The organism is Streptomyces sp. NPDC025833, assembly GCF_055558055.1.
This window is the reverse complement of sequence record NZ_JBVHNF010000011.1, coordinates 57,973-76,051: the sequence shown is the minus strand read 5'-3', so window position 1 is coordinate 76,051 and position 18,079 is coordinate 57,973. Positions and strand designations below refer to the sequence as shown.

At 75.8% G+C, this 18,079-nt stretch carries 16 protein-coding genes; 7 read left to right on the top strand and 9 right to left on the bottom strand.

The annotated features are described in order from the left end of the window. Positions 1-48: 48 nt before the first annotated feature. The gene (locus ACZ4K2_RS20580) at positions 49-390 is read right to left on the bottom strand and encodes a DUF3140 domain-containing protein (RefSeq protein WP_467475330.1); all 342 of its coding nucleotides are present in this window, start codon (positions 388-390) and stop codon (positions 49-51) included. Between the two features lie 6 nt (positions 391-396). Then, positions 397-633, bottom strand: a complete 237-nt coding sequence (locus tag ACZ4K2_RS20575) for a hypervirulence associated TUDOR domain-containing protein (RefSeq protein ID WP_467475328.1) — start codon at positions 631-633, stop codon at positions 397-399. A gap of 206 nt (positions 634-839) precedes the next feature. On the opposite strand from ACZ4K2_RS20575, the gene ACZ4K2_RS20570 reads away from it, so the two are divergent. The 5 genes from ACZ4K2_RS20570 to ACZ4K2_RS20550 all read left to right on the top strand — a co-directional run bounded on the left by ACZ4K2_RS20570 (position 840) and on the right by ACZ4K2_RS20550 (position 6,799). Continuing rightward, positions 840-2,057, top strand: coding sequence for a carboxylate-amine ligase (locus ACZ4K2_RS20570; RefSeq protein ID WP_467475326.1), 1,218 nt, complete (start codon positions 840-842; stop codon positions 2,055-2,057). A 180-nt stretch (positions 2,058-2,237) separates the two neighbouring features. Then, the gene (locus ACZ4K2_RS20565; RefSeq protein WP_467475324.1) at positions 2,238-4,019 is read left to right on the top strand and encodes an N-acetylglutaminylglutamine amidotransferase; all 1,782 of its coding nucleotides are present in this window, start codon (positions 2,238-2,240) and stop codon (positions 4,017-4,019) included. Further along, positions 3,995-6,226, top strand: coding sequence for a prolyl oligopeptidase family serine peptidase (locus ACZ4K2_RS20560; RefSeq protein ID WP_467475322.1), 2,232 nt, complete (start codon positions 3,995-3,997; stop codon positions 6,224-6,226). Before ACZ4K2_RS20565 ends, ACZ4K2_RS20560 begins: the two co-directional genes overlap by 25 nt. Before the next feature lie 114 nt (positions 6,227-6,340). After that, the gene (locus ACZ4K2_RS20555) at positions 6,341-6,502 is read left to right on the top strand and encodes a hypothetical protein (RefSeq protein ID WP_467475320.1); all 162 of its coding nucleotides are present in this window, start codon (positions 6,341-6,343) and stop codon (positions 6,500-6,502) included. A 120-nt stretch (positions 6,503-6,622) separates the two neighbouring features. Further along, entirely contained in the window at positions 6,623-6,799 is a 177-nt protein-coding gene (locus tag ACZ4K2_RS20550; RefSeq protein WP_467475318.1) for a hypothetical protein, read from the top strand. A gap of 73 nt (positions 6,800-6,872) precedes the next feature. Here ACZ4K2_RS20550 and ACZ4K2_RS20545 read toward each other — a convergent pair whose 3' ends face one another. The 7 genes from ACZ4K2_RS20545 to ACZ4K2_RS20515 all read right to left on the bottom strand — a co-directional run bounded on the left by ACZ4K2_RS20545 (position 6,873) and on the right by ACZ4K2_RS20515 (position 14,778). Beyond that, complete coding sequence (locus ACZ4K2_RS20545) at positions 6,873-7,211, bottom strand: STAS domain-containing protein (RefSeq protein ID WP_467475316.1); 339 nt, start codon at positions 7,209-7,211, stop codon at positions 6,873-6,875. A 2-nt stretch (positions 7,212-7,213) separates the two neighbouring features. Beyond that, on the bottom strand, positions 7,214-8,500 hold the full coding sequence (locus ACZ4K2_RS20540; RefSeq protein WP_467475629.1) for a PP2C family protein-serine/threonine phosphatase: 1,287 nt from the start codon (positions 8,498-8,500) through the stop codon (positions 7,214-7,216). Then, entirely contained in the window at positions 8,500-9,303 is an 804-nt protein-coding gene (locus tag ACZ4K2_RS20535) for an alpha/beta fold hydrolase (protein ID WP_467475314.1), read from the bottom strand. The genes ACZ4K2_RS20540 and ACZ4K2_RS20535 overlap by 1 nt, the downstream gene beginning before the upstream one ends. A gap of 81 nt (positions 9,304-9,384) precedes the next feature. Continuing rightward, positions 9,385-10,347, bottom strand: a complete 963-nt coding sequence (locus tag ACZ4K2_RS20530) for an alpha/beta fold hydrolase (protein WP_467475313.1) — start codon at positions 10,345-10,347, stop codon at positions 9,385-9,387. Between the two features lie 355 nt (positions 10,348-10,702). After that, positions 10,703-12,064 (bottom strand): carbohydrate-binding protein, encoded by a 1,362-nt coding sequence (locus tag ACZ4K2_RS20525; protein ID WP_467475311.1) that lies wholly within the window; start codon positions 12,062-12,064, stop codon positions 10,703-10,705. 124 nt (positions 12,065-12,188) lie between these two features. After that, positions 12,189-13,172, bottom strand: coding sequence for a LysR family transcriptional regulator (locus ACZ4K2_RS20520; protein ID WP_467475309.1), 984 nt, complete (start codon positions 13,170-13,172; stop codon positions 12,189-12,191). 694 nt (positions 13,173-13,866) lie between these two features. Beyond that, a complete protein-coding gene (locus ACZ4K2_RS20515) occupies positions 13,867-14,778 on the bottom strand; it encodes a PhzF family phenazine biosynthesis protein (RefSeq protein ID WP_467475307.1) in 912 nt (303 codons plus the stop codon). A 680-nt stretch (positions 14,779-15,458) separates the two neighbouring features. Here ACZ4K2_RS20515 and ACZ4K2_RS20510 point away from each other — a divergent pair. Further along, positions 15,459-16,397 carry a helix-turn-helix domain-containing protein gene (locus tag ACZ4K2_RS20510; protein ID WP_467475305.1) on the top strand — a complete coding sequence of 313 codons (939 nt, stop codon included), beginning with the start codon at positions 15,459-15,461 and terminating at the stop codon, positions 16,395-16,397. A gap of 109 nt (positions 16,398-16,506) precedes the next feature. Continuing rightward, positions 16,507-17,337 carry a dioxygenase family protein gene (locus ACZ4K2_RS20505; protein WP_467475628.1) on the top strand — a complete coding sequence of 277 codons (831 nt, stop codon included), beginning with the start codon at positions 16,507-16,509 and terminating at the stop codon, positions 17,335-17,337. Positions 17,338-18,079: the final 742 nt, after the last annotated feature.

Genomic DNA, 18,079 nt, shown 5'->3' with positions numbered 1-18,079 from the left:
ACTGTAGACATCCGCCCCCGGTGCGCCGCCGCCTCCCGGGACGCGCGGTCAGCCGCTCCCGAGCGGGTCGTGGCCCCAGTTCATCAGCGAGTGCCGCCACCGGGTGCCCCGCACGTCCCCGGAGGGGCGCTGCGCGAGGTGCCGGCGGACGTACCCCACCACCTTGCGCATGTGCGCGTAGTCCGCGTCCGAGAGGTCGCCCTTCTTCTTGCGCAGGATGTCCACGATGGCGCGCCCGGAGGCGTGGCCGGTGGACTCGCCCCCGTCCCGGTGCTGCCCGGCCGCGCGGGAGTCGTCGGTGCCGAGCCACTTCTCCAGCTCCGCGGGTGTCATGTTGACCACCTCGCGGAAGGCGTCCCAGGTCTCGCGGCGCTCGTCGTCGCCCGCCACGCCGGCCTACTTCTTCCGCTTCAGCGCGGACGGCTTGTGCACGGCGGTGCGGCCGGACTTGTCGCTGCGCACCTCGTACTGCGGGTCGTCGGGCGAGGCGTCGACCGTGCGCCCGGCCGCCTCGGTCCGCTCGGTGATCTTCTTCTCCACGGTGCCCGTGGTCTCGCTGCCGTGGCTGCGCCAGGCGACCTTGTCTCCCTTCGACGGATCCTGCCCGCCGGAAGAGCCCTTGGACTTGGTCATGTCGTACTCCTGTTCCGCGGGGGTAAGCGGAAGACGAGTACCCACTTCGGCGGAGGCGCAGGCAGCCGCGTCGGTCTCCCCGGAGCGGCCCTTGATTGGCAACGTCGCGGCTGGGAAGTCGGAGATTCATCGCCCGCCGCCCGCTGCGTCGGGGGCGGTTTCCCAGGGCGAGGCAGACAGCCTCCGTCCGTCACCCTAGGAGTGCCGTGACCGTGCGCATCGGAGTGGAAGAGGAATTCCATCTCGTCGAGGTGGAATCAGGCATGCTCGTACCACGAGCCGACGCGGTGCTCGCGAAGCTGCCCGGGCCGACCTTCACGACCGAACTGCAACAGGCGACCGTGGAGTCGAACAGCGGGGTGCACGCGACCCTGAACGAGCTGTACGCGGACATCGTCGGCACCAGACGCCGGCTCGACGCCGCGGCGGGCGCCCACGGCCTGGCCGCGGTGGCCGCCGGGACGGTGCCGCTGGCCAGCGTCGCCGACATCCATCCCACCGCCGGCCACCGCTACCGCCGCATGGTCGAGCAGTACGGCATGATCGCCGACGAGCAGCTGATCTGCGGGACGCACGTGCACGTCGACGCCCCCGACCGCGACCTCGCGGTCCGCACCATGTGCGAGGTGTCGCCGTGGCTGCACGTCCTGCTGGCGCTCTCCGCGAGTTCGCCGTTCTGGCTGGGCGCCGACACCGGCTACGCCAGCTGGCGGACGATGCTGTGGCAGCGCTGGCCCACCGCCGGCCCCGTCGGGTGCTACGCGGACGCGGACGAGTACGACGCGGAGGTGCGCGGCCTCATCGACTCGGGCGTGATCGGCGACGCGGGGATGATCTACTCCGACATACGCCCCTCCGCCCACCAGCGGACGCTGGAACTGCGCATCTGCGACGCCTGCCCGCGCGCGGAGACCGTGGTGCTCATCGCGGGACTCTTCCGCGCCCTGGTGGCCGACGCCCGCGAGCGGCTGGGGAGGCGGATGGTCCCCGCGTGCAACGGACGGCACGAGTGGCTGCGCGCCGCGTCCTGGCGGGCCGCGCGCTCCGGCCTCGAAGGCACCCTGATCGACCCGTACACCCGCCGGGAGGCGCCGGCGGCCCAGGTGGTGCACGCCCTGCTCCGGCGGGTGCGCCCGGCGCTGGAGGACGCCGGGGACTACCAGACGGTACGGGCCCTCACCGAACGCGCCCTCACGAGCGGCAGCGCCGCCCGCCGCCTGCGCCGCGTCGGCGCCGGCGGGGACCTGCTGGCCTGCACGGACCTGGCGATCGCGGAGACCCGCGGCGACAGCGTCCGGCGCCGCCGGCCCGCGGCACCCACCGCGAGCGTCACCGCCCTGCGGCGGCCCGCCGCGGGCACCGCCGGCCCGGGCCCCGATCCGCGCGCCGCCGACCCGCGCCCGGCGAGGATCGCCGGGAGCTGAACCGGCGGTACCCACCGGCGCGCCGCGGCCCGCCGCCGACCGCCGACCCGCCCCCTCCGCCCCCGAAACCGAAGGAGAAGCGAACGCCATGGCGACCAGCCCCGACCCCCTCCCGACGGCCGGGTCCGCGCACTCCGCACGGCCGCGCACCCCGTACCCGCCGCGCGGAGGTGCTGCCTGATGTGCGGTCTGAGCGGAGAGATGCGCTTCGACGGCGGGCGGCCCGACCTGGCGGCCGTGGAACGCATGAACGACCGGCTCGCCCCCCGCGGCCCCGACGGCCGGGGCGTCTGGTCACGTGACGCGGTGGCGCTCGGCCACCGCCGGCTGAAGATCATCGACCTCTCCGAGCGCGGGGCCCAGCCGATGACCGACGCCCGCCAGGAGGTCACCGGCGTCTTCAACGGCTGCATCTACAACTACGCGGACCTGCGCGCCGAACTCCAGGCGCTGGGCCACCGCTTCCGGTCGACCTCCGACACCGAGGTCGTCCTGAACGCCTACCGGCAGTGGGGCACCGACTGCGTCGACCGGTTCCTCGGCATGTTCGCCTTCGCGCTCGTCGAGCACCGGACCGGCCGCCTGGTCCTCGCGCGCGACCGGCTCGGCATCAAACCCCTGTACCTGACGCAGACCCCCGGACGGCTGCGCTTCGCCTCGTCGCTGCCCGCGCTCCTCGCCGGCGGCGACGTCGACACCGCGCTGGACCCGGTCGCCGTCCACCAGTACCTGAGCTGGCACGCCACCGTCGCCGCCCCCCGCACCATCGTCGCCGGCGCCGGCAAGCTCCCGCCGGCCACCGTGCGGGTCGTCGAACCGGACGGCACCCACCGCGACCACCGCTACTGGCAGCCGTCGTACACGCGCCGCCCCGAGCACGCGGGCATGAGCGCGGACGAATGGCGCGACGCGGTGCTCGAAGCGCTGCGCACGGCCGTACGCCGCCGGATGGTCGCCGACGTGCCGGTCGGCGTCCTGCTCTCGGGCGGCCTGGACTCCAGCCTGATCGTGGCGCTGCTCGCGGACGAGGGACAGCGGGACCTGGCGACGTTCAGCGTGGGCTTCGAGTCGGAGGGCGGCGCCGAGGGCGACGAGTTCCCCTACTCCGACCTGATCGCCAAGGAGTTCGCCACCGACCACCACCGGCTGATGGTCCCCTCGGAGCGGGTGTCGGGCGCCCTGGACGAGGCGGTCGCGGCGATGAGCGAGCCGATGATGAGCCACGACGTGGTGGCGTTCCACCTGCTGGCCGAGCAGGTCGCCAAGGACGTCAAGGTGGTGCAGAGCGGCCAGGGCGCGGACGAGGTGTTCGCCGGCTACCACTGGTACCCGCGCATGGCCTCGGTGGCGCGCGAGGAGGAGCCCGAGCGGTACATCGACACGTACTTCGACCGCTCGCACGCCGACCTCGCCGCCATGCTCCAGCCGCACATGCTGCCGCGGGAGGACGTCTCCGCCCGGTTCGTCCGGGAGCACATGGCGGCGCCCGGCGCCGAGACCGCCCTGGACGCCGCCCTCCGGCTCGACACCCACGTCATGCTCGTGGACGACCCGGTCAAGCGGGTCGACAACATGACCATGGACTGGGGCCTGGAGGCCCGGGTGCCGTTCCTCGACCACGAACTGGTGGAACTGGCCGCCGCCTGCCCGCCGGAGCTGAAGCTGGCGGACGGCGGCAAGGGCGTCCTGAAGGCCGCCGGCCGCAAACTGCTGCCGCCGGACGTCGTGGACCGCCCCAAGGGTTACTTCCCGGTCCCCGCGATCACCCACATGGCCGGGCCCGTCCTGGAACGGGTGCGCGAGGCGCTGAACGCCCCGGCGGCCAGGCAGCGCGGGCTGTTCAAGGAGTCGTACCTCGCCGAGCTGCTGGCGGCCCCCGACCGACATCACACCAAGCGCGGAGCGAACGCACTGTGGCAAGTGGCTTTGCTGGAGATATGGCTGCAGACGCACGGAATCTGACCGGAGCGCGCACGGCGCCCCAGACGCCGCCCGCCCCGGACGCCGCCCGCACCGCGCGGCCCGCACCCGGCACCGTACGGCCGGTGCCGGACGCGGGCCCGGCACCGGCGGCCGACGGCCTGGCCCCCGCCCTCGCCGCCCCCGCACCCGTCCCCCTGCCGGACGCCGCCGGGCCGCGGGACGCGACCACCCGGCTCGTCGCCCACGGCTGCTGGTACCCCTCGGCCGACCCCGCCGGGGCCCGGATCGCCTTCATCTGCGACCGCGGCGGCGTGCCCCAGCTCTGGGCGGGCGAGGCCGACGGCGAGGGGGTGCGCCTGCTCGACGGCGAACCGGACCCCGTCCGTGAGGTGGCCTGGTCGCCCGACGGCCGGTGGATCGCCTACACCACGGCCCCCGGCGGCGGGGAGCACACGCGGGTGCTGTGCGTACGTCCCGACGGCACCGGCCGCCGCATCCTGGCCGGCGCCGAACCGGGCAGCTCCGCCCACCTGGGCTGCTGGGCGCACGACGGTTCGGCCGTCGCGGTCACCGTCGCGGTCCCCACCGCCGCCGCCCCCCAGGAACCCGGCGCGGAACCGACCCCGGCCGCGCTGCCGCCCTTCGGCCTGCAGCGCGGGACCGGCGGCGCCGTACTCCTCGGAGCGGCGCCCCATGACGAGGGCCGGCTCGGCCGGCCGTCACCCGCCGCGGCCGGGCCGGCCGCCGGCCCCGCCCGGCACGAGCCCCCCGGCCCGGCCGCCGGCTTCGGCGACGGGCTGTCGGCCTACCTGGTCGACCCCGACGGTGTGGCCGCGCCCGTCCTGCTCGCCGCCGAGAAGGACGCGGCGACCCTGCGCGTGTGCGATCTGAGCCGCGACGGCGCCCTGGCGCTGCTGCGCCGGGGACCCCGCGGACGCCGCGAGGCCGTGGTGCTGCGCATGGCCGACCGCACGACGACGTCCGTGGTCCCGGTGGCCGACGGCGACCCCTGGATCGGCAGGTTCTCGCCCCGCGCCGACACCCTCTGGCTGCGCAGCGACGCCTACCGCGAGTTCGCCGTCCTGCTCGCCGCCGCACTGGATCCGGACGGGCGTCCGCACGGCTGGTCCGTCGCGGCCGCGCGCGAGGGCAGCGACCTGGAACTGCTGCACTGCGCCCACGACGGCCGCGTCGCGGTGCTGGCCTGGAACGTCCGCGGCACGAGCGAGGTGGAGATCCTCGACACGGACCGGCCCGGCCCGGCCGGCGACCGCACCGGCGCGTCCCGGGCGCTGCCCCTGCCCCACGAGGTGGTCACCCGCGTCGTGGACGCGGGTCCGGGGCTGGCCCTCGCCCTGTCCGGGTCCCAGCGCCGCCCCGGCGTGTGGTGGCTCCCCGAGGGCGTGACCCCGCTGCGCACCGCCTGGTCGTCCCGGGACGAGGACGCCGTGCCCCCGGGAAGCCAGCCCGTGCGCCCGGTCCAGCGCAGGCTGACCGCGCGGGACGGGCTGCCGCTGAACGGCTGGTACTACCGGGCGCCGGGGCGGGGCCCCGACGACCCCGCGCCCTGCGTGATCCACCTGCACGGCGGCCCCGAGGAGCAGGAGCGCCCCGTCCTCAACCCGCTCTACCACGAGATCCTGGGACGCGGACTGGACGTCTTCGCGCCCGACGTGCGGGGCTCCGGCGGACACGGCCGGTCGTTCGTCGACGCCGACCTCGCCCACGGCCGGTTCGCCGCCATCGAGGACGTGGCCGACTGCGCCGCCCACGCGGTGCTGGCCGGCCCGGCCGACCCGTCCCGGCTGGCGGTCATGGGCCGCTCGTACGGCGGGTACCTCACCTTCGCCTCCCTGGTCTGGCACCCGGAGCTGTTCCGCACCGGTGTGGCGGTGTGCGGCATGTCCGACTTCGCGACGTTCTTCGACGGCACGGAGCCCTGGATCGCCCAGTCGGCGTCCCACAAGTACGGCCATCCCGAGCACGACCGCGAACTCCTGCGCGCCCTCTCGCCGATGAGCCGCATCGGCGCGCTGCGCGTGCCGCTGCTCGCCGTGCACGGGGAGCACGACACCAACGTGCCGCCCGGGGAGTCGGAGCAGTTCGTGCGCGCGGCGCGCGAGCGGGGTCTGACCGCCGAACTGCTCACCCTGCGCGACGAGGGCCACGACTTCCTCCGCGCCGACAACCGGCGGCTGTTCCGCCGTGCCGCCGCCGACTGGCTGGAGCGGCACCTGACCGGCTGACGCGCGCCCCGGCGCGCCGGCCCGCCCCCCGCCGTGGGGGCTGGACGGCGGTCCACCGGGTAGCCGGACGTGGAGGCCCCGACGAGAGCGGGGCCCGTGGCGAAGGGAGTCGGCGTGTCCGGAGTGGTCGAACGACTGAGGCAGTTCGCGCGGAGCCCGCAGGGACGGCGCACGATCGAACAGGTGCGCCGGACCGCGGCCGATCCCCGCCGCCGCGCCCAGGCGCGGCGGCTCTTCGACAAGGTGCGCGCTCGCCGCTCGGCACCGGGAGCGTGACCCGCGCCGGCCCGCGGTCCGCGGATGCGGCGCGCGGGGCGTGTCCGGGCGCGTGAGGGGCATCCGGATTCCAGCGCACAGCGCGCTTCACCAATCCGCTCGCCCGGAAGGACGGATCTCATGCTGGCCATCGCCGCCGCGGTGCTCTTCTTCATCGCGTTCCTGATCGACGCCGCCGACATCTCCACCAACGACGTGTTCGGCCAGACCAACCTCATGCTCCTCGGCCTGACGCTGCTGGCCCTGCACCTCGGCGGTCTGGGCAGCGGCTGGGCGGCGCGTGGCCGCAGACGCTGACCGGACCGCGGCGCGAGGACGGGCCGGGCCGGGCGACGCCATCACGGCGTGGCCCGGCCCGGCCCGCCGCGTTTCAGGCCCGCAGCGCGGACTCGGTGTCGGGGTGGAGCGGGAAGATCTGGTCGAGCCCGACGATGCGCAGCAGGCGCAGTGTGTTGTCGGGGACGGCCGCGAGCGCGATGTCCGCCTGGGCGGCGTGCGCGTGGTGCTGGGCGGCGATCAGCGCGCTGATGCCGCTGGAGTCGCAGAACCCCATGCCGGCGAGGTCCAGTACGAGACGCCGGCCGGGACTCAGGACGATCGAGGCGACCAGGTCGCGTAGTTCGGGTGCGCTGGCGTAGTCGAGGTCACCGGCCACCTCCAGGACGGGACCGGCGGCGGCGTCTCGGACGGTGATCTGCAAGGGGCTCATGGTCATTCGTTCGGCTGGGGGGTGGTTGCGGGAACGCCGAGGGCGAGGAGCGCGGTGTCGTCGACGAGGCCGTCGCCGAAGTTCCGCAGCAGGTCGGTCAGGGCGTGGACGACGTCGGGCGCCGGCCTGCCCGCCAGTTCGGCGGCGAAGGCGAGCAGCGCCTCGTCGCCGTACAGGCTGTGCCGGTCGGTGCCGGTACGGGCCTCGGTGAGTCCGTCGGTGTAGAGCAGCAGCGTGTCGCCGGGGGCGAGGACGGTCGTGGCGGTGACGAAGCGGGCGGTGGGCACCACGCCCACCAGGAGACCGCCGGGGGTGGGCAGGAACTCGGCCGTGCCGCGGGCGCGCAGCACCAGGGCCGGCGGGTGGCCGCCCGCGGCGAGGCGGACGGTGGCCTCGCCGGTCGCGGGGTGCGGTTCGACCGTGCCGAACACGGCGGTGCAGTAGCGCGGGTCGCCGCTGCCGGTGTAGCGCTCGTGCAGCACCGTGTTGAGCACGGTCAGCGCGGAGACCGGGTCGGGGTCGTGCACGGCCGCGGCGCGCAGGGTGTAGCGGGTGAGCGAGGTGACCGCGGCGGCCTGGGGGCCCTTGCCGCAGACGTCGCCGAGGAAGAAGGCGAAGCGCTTGCCGTCGACGGGGAAGACGTCGTAGAAGTCGCCGCCGAGCCGGTCAGGGGAGGCGGCGTGGTAGTAGGCGGCCGTCTCCAGCCCCGGCACCGGCGGCAGGCTGTCGGGCAGCAGCGACCGCTGGAGCACGGCGAGGGCGTCCTGGAGCCGGGCGCGGTCGGCCTCCGCCTGCTTCCTCGCCTCCTCGGCCGCGCGCCGACCGCGCAGCAGTTCCTCCTCGTAGGCGCGCCGGTCCCGGGCGTCGAAGACGGAGGTGCGGATCAGCAGGGGCTCGCCGGTGCTGCCGTGCTTGACGGCCGAGGACACCAGTACGGGCATCCGGGCGCCGTCCGCCTGCCGGATCTCCAGGGCGATGCCGTTGATCTCGCCCCGCATCCGCAGCAGCGGCGCGAAGTGCGTCTCGTGGTAGAGCTTGCCGCCCACCGTCAGCAGGTCGGTGAAGCTCAGCCGGCCCACCACCTCCTCGCGCTCCATCCCGAGCCAGTTCAGGAGGGTGCCGTTGACCTTGGCTATGGTGCCGTCCATCAGGGTGGACAGGTACCCGCAGGGCGCGCTCTCGTACAGTTCCTCCGCGCTGTCCTCCAGCAGCGCCGCGAACACCGCGTCCGAGGCCCGTCCGGTGCCGCCGGCCTCGTTCGGGTCGCGCTGCTGCCCGGTGCGGCACATCATCGCAGCCCCCGGAGGAAGCGGAGGATCGCCTCGTTGGTGGCCTGGGGCGCGGACAGGTGCGGACAGTGCCCGGTCGTGTCGAGGGTGACCAGCGCCGAGCCCGGGATCTCCCGGTGCACGAAGGCGGCGACGCCCCGGGGAGCGATGACGTCCCGGGCGCTCTCCAGCACCAGGGTCGGCACCGTCACGTCCTTGAGGTCCGCCCGGGAGTCCGACAGGAACGTCGTCCGGGCGAAGACGCGGGCGAAGTCCGGGTCGGTGGCGCAGAAGCTGTTCTCCAGCTCCCGGCCGAGTTCGGGGCGGTCCGGGTTGTCCATGATCACCGGTGCCATGGCGGCCGACCAGCCCAGGTAGTTCGACTCCAGCGACGCCAGCAGCTCGTCGATGTCCGCCGCGCTGAACCCGCCCCGGTACCCCTCGTCGTCGATGTACCGCGGGGACGGCGCGACCATCACCAGCGCCCCCAGCCGCTGCGGAGCGCGGCCGGCGGCCAGGACCCCGATCATCGAGCTGACCGAGTGCCCGACGAACACGGCGTCGTGCAGGTCGAGCGCCTCGCAGACCTCGGTCACGTCCTGGGCGTAGCCGCCCAGGGTCGCGTAACGCCGCTCGGAGAACGCGGCGGCGTCCGATCTCCCGGAGCCGACGTAGTCGAACAGGACGACGCGGTGGTCCGCGGCCAGGGCGGGCACCGTCAGGCGCCACATGTTCTGGTCGCAGCCGAAACCGTGCGCCAGGACCACCGTGCGTCCCCGCGGGTTGCCGGTGACGGTGACGTTGTTCCTGCGGGCGATGTCCATGCCCACCAGTCTCGCAGGCACCGTCCGTGCCGCGGCAACGGGTACCGTCGCGGCCCGCGGCGCGGTGGTACGGGAATGGGCTCAGGGGCACGCCGCGAGGAAGTCGAGGAGCGCCGCGTTCACCTCGTCCGGGCGTTCCTGCTGGGTCCAGTGTCCGCAGCCCGCCAGCCGGAGCGGCTCGCGCCGCAGAGCGGGCATGAGGGCCGGGAGCCGCTCGATGAGTTCCGGGGTGCCGGGGAAGGCGGGCACGACGTCCCGGTCGCCGTAGACGTACAGGGCCGGCGTGCCGACGACGGCGCCGTGCCAGGGGGCGGTCAGCTCCCAGTTGCGGTCGAGGTTGCGGTACCAGTTCAGCGCCCCGGTGAAGCCCCGCGAGAAGCTCTCGGTGAGCGCGTCGAGGTCCTCCTCGCGGAACCACTCCGGCAGCACGTCCGGGTCCGGCATGTCGGCGAGCCAGCCGCGCTCGGGGTCGACCAGCGGCTGCTTGCCCTGTCCGGCGTCCGGGGCGTCACCGGAACCCCAGTGGAAGAACTTCCGCAGGGCGGTGCGGGTGTCCCTGGCGAACTCGGCGTCCGCGACACCGGGCCGGTCGAAGTAGTTCCAGTAGAAGCGGCCGCCGAACCGCTCCGCCATGGCGGCCAGCGGGGGCCGGGACCCGCGGAACGGGGGCGGCACGCTCAGCCCGGCCACCCCGCGCACCAGGTCCGGCCGCAGCAGCGCGGTGTGCCAGGCCACCGGCGCGCCCCAGTCGTGCCCGACCACGAACGCCCGCTCCTCGCCCAGCGCCCGGACCAGCCCGACGACATCGCCCACCAGGTGCAGGATCGTGTACGCGCCGACGTCGTCGGGGTGGTCGCTGCGCCCGTAGCCGCGCTGGTCCGGAGCGACCACCCGGTAGCCCGCGTCCGCCAGCGGACCGAACTGCCGGTGCCAGGAGTGCCAGGACTCGGGGAAGCCGTGCAGGAGCACCACCAGCGGGCCCTCGCCCTGCTCGGCGATGTGCAGCCGGACCCCGCCCACGTCGACCAACCGGTGTTCCACCATGACCCGAGGCTACGCGCCGCGCGCACCGGGCCGGCGGCGACACGGGCCGTCGGGCGCTCCCTCAGGAGGCCCCGGCGCGGTCCTCGCGTCCCCGGCCCCGGGCGGCCTCGGCGGGGCGCGGCCGCACGGAGGAGCCGGGCCGTACGGCGGCGGGGCGGGGCGCCGGGAGGAGGCGCGGTGCGCCGGGCGGTGCCGGGCGGGACGGACGGTCCCGTGACGTGGTGCGGCCGCGGTGCGCTCGGGGCGCACCGCGGCCATGACTCCGGCCCGCGCGGCGGTGGCGGACCGGAGCGTATGGAGGCCGGCGCCCGCCCCCTGCCGCGGCGGGGGACGGTTCGGTCGGCGGATCAGCCGGTCATGCCCGCTGCCACAGCGCCGGGGTGTTCGGCGGCTCCCAGCCCGGCTGGGCCTGGTGGGTCTGGAGGCAGCGGTACGTGGCGCCGCCGTACGTCACCGTGGCGCCCGCCTGGTAGACGGTGCCGGCCGCCCAGGTGCCGCCCGGTTCGCCGGGAGGGTCGCCGGGGTCGTTGGGTCCGGACCCGGCCGTCTTCAGGGTGAGGCCGTAGGACTGGAGGATCGGGTTGACCGGCTGGAAGTACGTCGTGCCGCCGCTCGTGCAGTCGCCCGAGCCGCCCGAGGTGACGCCCTGCGCCTGGCTGCCGGAGATGAACGAGCCGCCCGAGTCGCCCGGTTCGGCGCACACCGAGGTGCGGGTGACCCCGCTGACGGTGCCCTCCTGGTACGTCACGCTGGTGTTGAGCTGCTGCACGGTTCCGCAGTGCCAGCCCGTCGTCGAGCCGGAGCGGCACACGGAGGAGCCCACGGTCGCCTGCGTGGACCCCGCGACCTGGACGCCGGCGCCGTTGACCTCGGGCGTCGCGGTCCAGCTGCTGTTGGCCGCCACCCACGCCATGTCGTTGCCGGGGAAGACCGACGCCTGGAAGGTGCCCTGCGCGACCCGGTTGGAGCCGGTGGTGGTGCTGCCGGCCCGCCCGCAGTGGCCGGCCGTGGCGAAGCCCTGCTGGGTGCCCCGGGTCACCGGGAAGCCGATCGAGCAGCGGGTGCTGCCGCCGATGTAGTACGCGTCACCGCCGCGCAGGTCGTACAGCGGGCGGGGGCGCTCGGCCGACGCCACGATCCGGGTGAGGGAGGCGTCGACGTGCGCGGCCGCCAGCAGGGAGCGTGCGGCGGCCGGCCGGACCGCCTGCACCACCAGCGCGTTGCGGGGCACGTCCACGTACCAGACCGGCGCGTCGGTGGTGGCGTGCCGGGCGGCGGCGCGGTCCACGCGTGCCTTGGCCGCGTCCAGCGCGGCCAGCGAGTGGTCCACGACGACCGCGTCGGCGCCCCGGACCCGGATCGCCGGCACGTCGGCCGGGTCCGTGGTGGCCACGGTCAGCGTCTGCGACTCCGCGCCGCGCACCCACGCGCCCGCGAAGTCCGGGCCCAGCGCGGCCCGCAGCCGGCCCGCGGTGGCGCCCGCCTCCGCCTCGTTGGCCAGCCGGTGCCGCGCCTGCTGCCGGTCGAGGCCGAGGTCCCGCTGGAGCGCGCCGAGCAGGGCGGGCGGTGCCGCGGTGACGCGCAGGGTCTCGGCGGCCGTCGGCGGGGTGGGGGAGTCCGCGGACCGGGCACTCGCGGAGCCGCTGAGCCCGGCCACGAGCAGGGCACCCGCCGCCGCGGTGGCGGCACACGCGGCTCTGAGGTGTCGTTGGAGCATGGGGAGGTCTCCTCGGATTCGGTGGGGGTGCCGAAACCGTAGGGAGACCGCCCAGGGGCCCGTAAGACGTCAGCCGACCCCCTGCCCCGGTGTTATGCCCTGCGGCCCCCGCCGGGGCGGCGGTTCACGAGGCGCGGCCGGTGCGCCCGCGGGAGACGGGCCGCGGGTCCGCGCGCCGGGAGAGCCAGCGCACGTAGCTGTCGCTGCGCGCCGCCGCGCCCGCGTGCGCCTCGCGGGCCTGCGCCAGCACCGTGGCGGCGGTGTCGGGCAGTTGCCCGGCCGGGTGCCAGCCCAGCAGGTGCCGCCAGACCAGCGGCGTCCCGGCCAGCGGACGGATGGTGAGGCCCGGCGTCGGCGGGAACGTCGCCCGGCACAGGCCCACCGCCCGGCCCACCTGTGCCAGGTGCACGCAGGAGGAGGTGTCCGTCTCGTACATGCGGCGCGGCGTGAACCCGGCCCGGGCGCACGCCGCGGTGAAACAGTCGCCGAAACAGCCGTCGCCCGGGACGCACGCCCACTCCTGCTCCGCGAGCGCGGACAGGTCGATCTCCCGCCCGTGGGCGAGCGGGTGGTCGTCGGCGAGCATCACGAAGACCGGGTCGACGGCGATCTCCTCCCAGACGACCTCCGGGGTGTCGGGCGGGGGAGCGGAGCCGCAGACGCCGGCGAGCGCGAAGTCCAGGCGCCCCTCGGCCAGCAGCCCGGCCAGCTCCCGCTCCGACCACGAGGCACAGGTCGTCACGGTGGTGCCGGGCGAGGCGTCCGCCAGCCGGTCCACCAGCGCGCCCAGGAGCGGTCCGTGCGTGCCGCCGAGCCGCAGCCGCTCCCCGTCCCGCCTTGTGCGCGCGAACCGGGCCGCCTCCCGCTGGAGTTCGCTCACCGCGGGCAGCACGATCCGGGTGCGCTCCAGGACCAGCTCGCCAAGGGCGGTGGCCCGCACGCCCTGCCGGCCGCGCTCGAACAGCGGTCCGCCCAGGGCCCGTTCGATGCGCCTGAGCTGCGCGCTGAGCGCGGGCTGCGCGAGCCCGAGGGCCGTCGCCGCCTTGGTCAGACTGCCCGCTTCCGCGATGGTTCGGATGGTTCTGAGATGCCGCAACTCCAGCTCCATGAAGGGAGCTTGCGGTGTGGCACCGCGAGGGGCAAGGGGTTGGTCCGTACCTGCTGGTCCCGGCGGTGCCGCCCGCGGCGGACCGGGGCACCGCGCCCCCGGGAGCCGTCCGCCTCCCGGGGGTTCCTTCGGGGGTCGCGTGTCCCGGTTTCACCACCTAACGGTGGTCTCCCGGCGGTTCATAGCTGGCGGAACGACTGACTCCGCACCGTCGACGGCGGCTCGCTGGGGACCGTGGCGGCCGAACTCGCCACCCTGTACACGGCGGCCACCGGCCCGGACGGCGGGGACCCGCTTCCCGAACCGCCGCGGTACGCCGACCACGCGCGCCGCGAACACGACGCCCTCCCCGGCCTGCGGGCCGCGGCCGACCGGTGGAGCGACCTGCTCGCCGACGCCGCCCCGGCCGGCCGGCACCGCGCGGGGCACCACCGCCCGCCCGGCCGCGGTGCGCACCGTGCGCCTCGCCCTGCCCGGCACCCTGCGCACACTGGGCGCCGAACGGCGCGCCACCCTCTTCGCGGTGTCGCTGACCGCCGCCTTCGCCACCCTGCACCGGCTCACCGGCGGTGAGGACCTCCTCATCGGCGTGGCGAGCACCCACCGCACCGGGTGCACACGCGACGACGGTGAGCGGAGCCGGCCGGGGCCGGTGCCCCCGGGACGGGGGAGGCCGGGCGTGCCGGCCCCCGCGCTACGACTCCGCCCGTGCCCCACCGAGCGCGTCCGGCGCCGGGCCGATGCGGGTGCCCGTGCCGCTCACCCGGACGCGCGGGTCGCCCGCGCGCAGGGTCACGGTGAGCGTGCCGGGGCGGCCCATGTCCTCGCCCTGGTACAGGGTGAGGAGGGACTCCTCGCCGACCAGGCCGAGTTCGCGGAGGTACGCACCGAACGCGGCGGCGGCGGCGCCGGTCACCGGGTCCTCGACGACGCCGCCCACGGGGAACGGGTCACGGACGTGGAAGACGTCGGCCGACTCCCGCCACACCAACTGGACCGTGGTCAGGTCCAGCCGGTGCATGAGCGCTTCGAGGCGGGCGAAGTCGTAGGCGAGATCGGCCAGGCGCTCGCGGGTGGCCGCCGCGAGGACCAGGTGGCGGGCGCCGGCGAAGGCGATGCGGGGCGGGAACGCGGGGTCGAGGTCGGCCCGCGGCCAGTCGAGCGCGGCCAGCGCCTCGTCGAGGTCGGCCGCGGAGATCTCCTCGGTGTGCGGGGCGACGCTGGTGAGAGTGGCCCACAGCGCGCCGTTCTCCTCGACCACGTCGACCGGCACGGTACCCGCGGCCGTCGCGAACACCAGCTCCCCGGGGCCGCTCCGCTCGGCGAGCGCGACGGCGGCCGCGACGGTGGCGTGCCCGCAGAACGACACCTCGGCCTTGGGGCTGAAGTAGCGGATGCGGTACGCCCGTTCCCTCCCCTCGATGCCCTCCGGCAGCGCGGTCAGGAACGCGGACTCCGAGTACCCGAGGCGGGCCGCGATCGCCAGCATCTCCTCGTCGTCGAGACCTGTCGCGTCCAGCACGACCCCGGCGGGGTTCCCGCCGTCGGGGTCGGTGGAGAAGGCGGTGTACCGCAGGACTTCGGGGGACCGGGTATCAGGCGTCATGATCGCGGCAACACGGGGCCGGGTGCGGGGTATTCCCCACCGGCCCGACGGGCTCCCGCGTGGTGTTCCGGCCTGCCGCGACCGCCGTACCCGGTGGCAGCGTGGGCGCTCGCCGCCCACCGCGGGACCCGCGCGTCCGGCTCCGCGGGCTGCCGGCCGGCGGCAGTACCGGTGTCCCGCGCCGCCACGGTCCGCTCGGGTCATCGTCGGCGGCCCGGAGGCCGTCGGCCGGTGGGGCCGTGCGGACCTTGCCCGGGCCGCCGTACACGGTCGGGGCCTCGCCCGGTGCCGGAGCGCGGCCACACCGCCGCGCGCCCGCCGCCCGCGGCCGTCGCGGCGGCCGGAGTCGGCAACCGGCTTGCGGGTGCCCGGAGTCGTGACCGGCCCCGGCGGGACTCGTGAGCTGTCGTCAAGGCGGCTTATTCTACGGAGACTTGGCGCCCCGGCAGTCGCTGCGGCGGCCCGGGCCGTGGCCCGCCGCCCCTGCCGCCGGCCGGCGAGCCGGGTGCCGCCGCCGTGCCTCCGCGGGCGGGTGCGCGGCGCTCGGCCGCCGTCCGGGGCCCGGCCCGGGGCGGTGGGAGGCCGGAAGCCGCGCTCGCGTCCGTGCGGGCGGCTCCGGTGGTTCACCATGTGCCAAGTTCCCAGCGATCCGACAGACCTCCGAGAGGGGAGCACGGCCGATGCGCAGCACCACCGTCTTACCGGGGACCCCCGGCCTTCCGCCCCAGGCCGGGGACGTACCCCTGCACCGGCTGGAGGTGGCCCGGCCCGGTGCCGCCCCCTTCGCCGCCGGCTCCTTCGAGGCCGTGGGACCACTGTCCCGGTGGGACCGGCCGCACCGGCACACCTTCTACGAGATAGTGCACGTCAGCGCCGGTTCCGGCAGTCATGTCGTCGACCTCGCGCACTGGCCGCTGCGACCACCGCACCTGGCCGTGATCCTGCCCGGGCAGGTGCACCACTGGGAGGGCGGCCGGGGCCCCGAGGGCACCCTCGTGCTGTTCACGGACGACTTCCTGGTGGACCACCCCGGCGACCGCGAGGTGCTGCGCCGCCTCGGCGAGCAGTGCTGGTTCGGACTGGACGCCGAGCACGACCGGTCCGTCGGCCACCTGATGGCCGAACTCGTCGCGGAGCACCGGCAGCAGGCCCCGGGCCACGAGAGCGTCCTGCGCTCCCTGCTGCACGTCCTGGTGGTGCGGGCCTCCCGGCTGACGGGCCGCGACGCGTCCGGCCGCGGACCGCGCCCCGAGGGGCGGCCCGCCGCCGTGGCCGAGGAGTTCGCGCGGCTGGTCACCCGGCCCGAGGCGGCCGGCTGGTCGGTGCGGGAGTGCGCGGAGCGGCTTGGCGTCACCCCGCACTACCTCACGCAGGCGGTGCGGGCCGCGACCGGCCGCCCGCCCGGGCGGCTGCTCATCGAGGCGCGCGCCTACCAGGCGCAGCGCCTCCTCGCCCACACCGACCTGTCGGTACGGCAGGTCGCCGCCCGCACCGGGTTCGCCGATCCCGCCTACTTCAGCCGGTTCTTCCGGCGGGAGACCGGCAGCAGTCCGGGCGACTTCCGAAAACACCACACCCGCCCTCACCAGTCCCTCGAAGCGCGCCGGACACCCGCCTAGGTTCATTGCCGATCCGCCCCCGGCCGGGTCCAGCCCCGGCCGGACCCACCCCCCACCTGGAGGACACATGGACGACGGAGCAGGCAGCTACGGCGCAGACGGCACGGGCATGGACGGCGAGGGCGCGGTCGACGAGCCGAGGTCTCCCCGGCTCGTCCGCCGCAAGACGGTGCTGCGCGCGGCCCTCGCGGCCACCGCCGCGATCCCCGCCACCCTGGTCGGCGGCCCCGCCCTCGCCCGCACCCTGGCCACGACGGGCACACAGCCCGAGCTCACCCCGCCGTGCGACGACGGCGACGACCCCACCCCGGAGCAGACGGAAGGCCCCTACTTCAAGCCGAGTTCGCCGGCGCGGACCAGCCTGCTGGAGCCCGGGATGGCCGGCACCCGGCTGACCGTGACCGGGTACGTCTTCGGCCGGTCCTGCCAGCCGCTGTCCGGCGTCCTGCTGGACTTCTGGCAGGCCGACAACAACGGCGCGTACGACAACACCGGGTTCCGGCTGCGCGGGCACCAGTACACCGACTCCCGCGGCTCCTACGCGCTCACCACGATCGTGCCGGGCCTCTACCCGGGGCGGACGCGGCACATACACGTGAAGCTCCAGGCGCCCGGCCGGCCCGTCCTGACCACCCAGCTGTACTTCCCGAACGAGCCCCGCAACAACACCGACACGATCTTCGACCCGCGTCTGGTGATGACCGTGCGGGACGCGGACGGCGGACGGCAGGCGGCGTTCGACTTCGTCCTCAACGTCACCCAGGGCCCCGGCCCGGGCGAGCCCACGCCTTCGCCCAGCGGCACGTGGGCCGCGGGCGTCGCGTACCGCGCGGGGGACCGGGTCACCTACGGCGGCCGCTCCTACGTCTGCCTCCAGGCGCACACGGCCCAGCCGGGGTGGGAGCCCTCGGTCGCACCGGCGCTCTGGCGCGCGGTCTGAGCCGGGAGGCCGACGGACGGCCGCCGCGGGGCACACCCGCTCCGCACGCGGGGCTCTTCCGCCCGGCGGCGGGCACGTACGCGACGTGTCACGCGCACGTGCTGAAACGAAGGGAATCGGGCGGGGCGGGCGGAGACGGCGGCCGGAGGCCCCGCGCACCGGCCCGCGGGACCGGTCCGGTTCTCTGAATTCCCTTGCCGGCGACTGCTGTGGTCGAAGCCGGACGAGGGATGGGGGGGGCGGGTCGCAGCCGGGAGGGGGTGCCCTCCCGGCTGTGGCCCCGGGCCGCGCACGGGCCCGGTCCGGGCGGACCCCGCGGCGTCCTGCCCGCCGGTCCGCGCACGCACCGGCCGGCCTCCGTGGGGGGCCCGCTCCCGCACGGCGCCCGGCCTCGTCGTCCTGGCGGCGGCTCGCCTCCCCGCTCTGCCGCCGCCTCCCGTGCGGGCCGCCGACGGGCCCGTTCCATGGCGGGGGCGGCCCGCCATGCCGTCCCCGCCGGGAAGCGTGACGTCCACCGCGCGCGCCGCCGGCCGACGGAACACCCCGGCGCACCCCGGCCCCGGCCCGCCGGTCACGCCACACGGCCTCCGCCGGTCACGCCGCGACCACGGCCGCTCCCTCGGCGAGGCGCGCTGTCGAGCACACGGGAGTGTGCCGCCGGGACCTCCGCCGATGGTGTCCGCCACGGCCGCGCCCTTCGTGTGCCGGCCCGCCGCTTCCCGCAAGCATCGGATCCGATCGT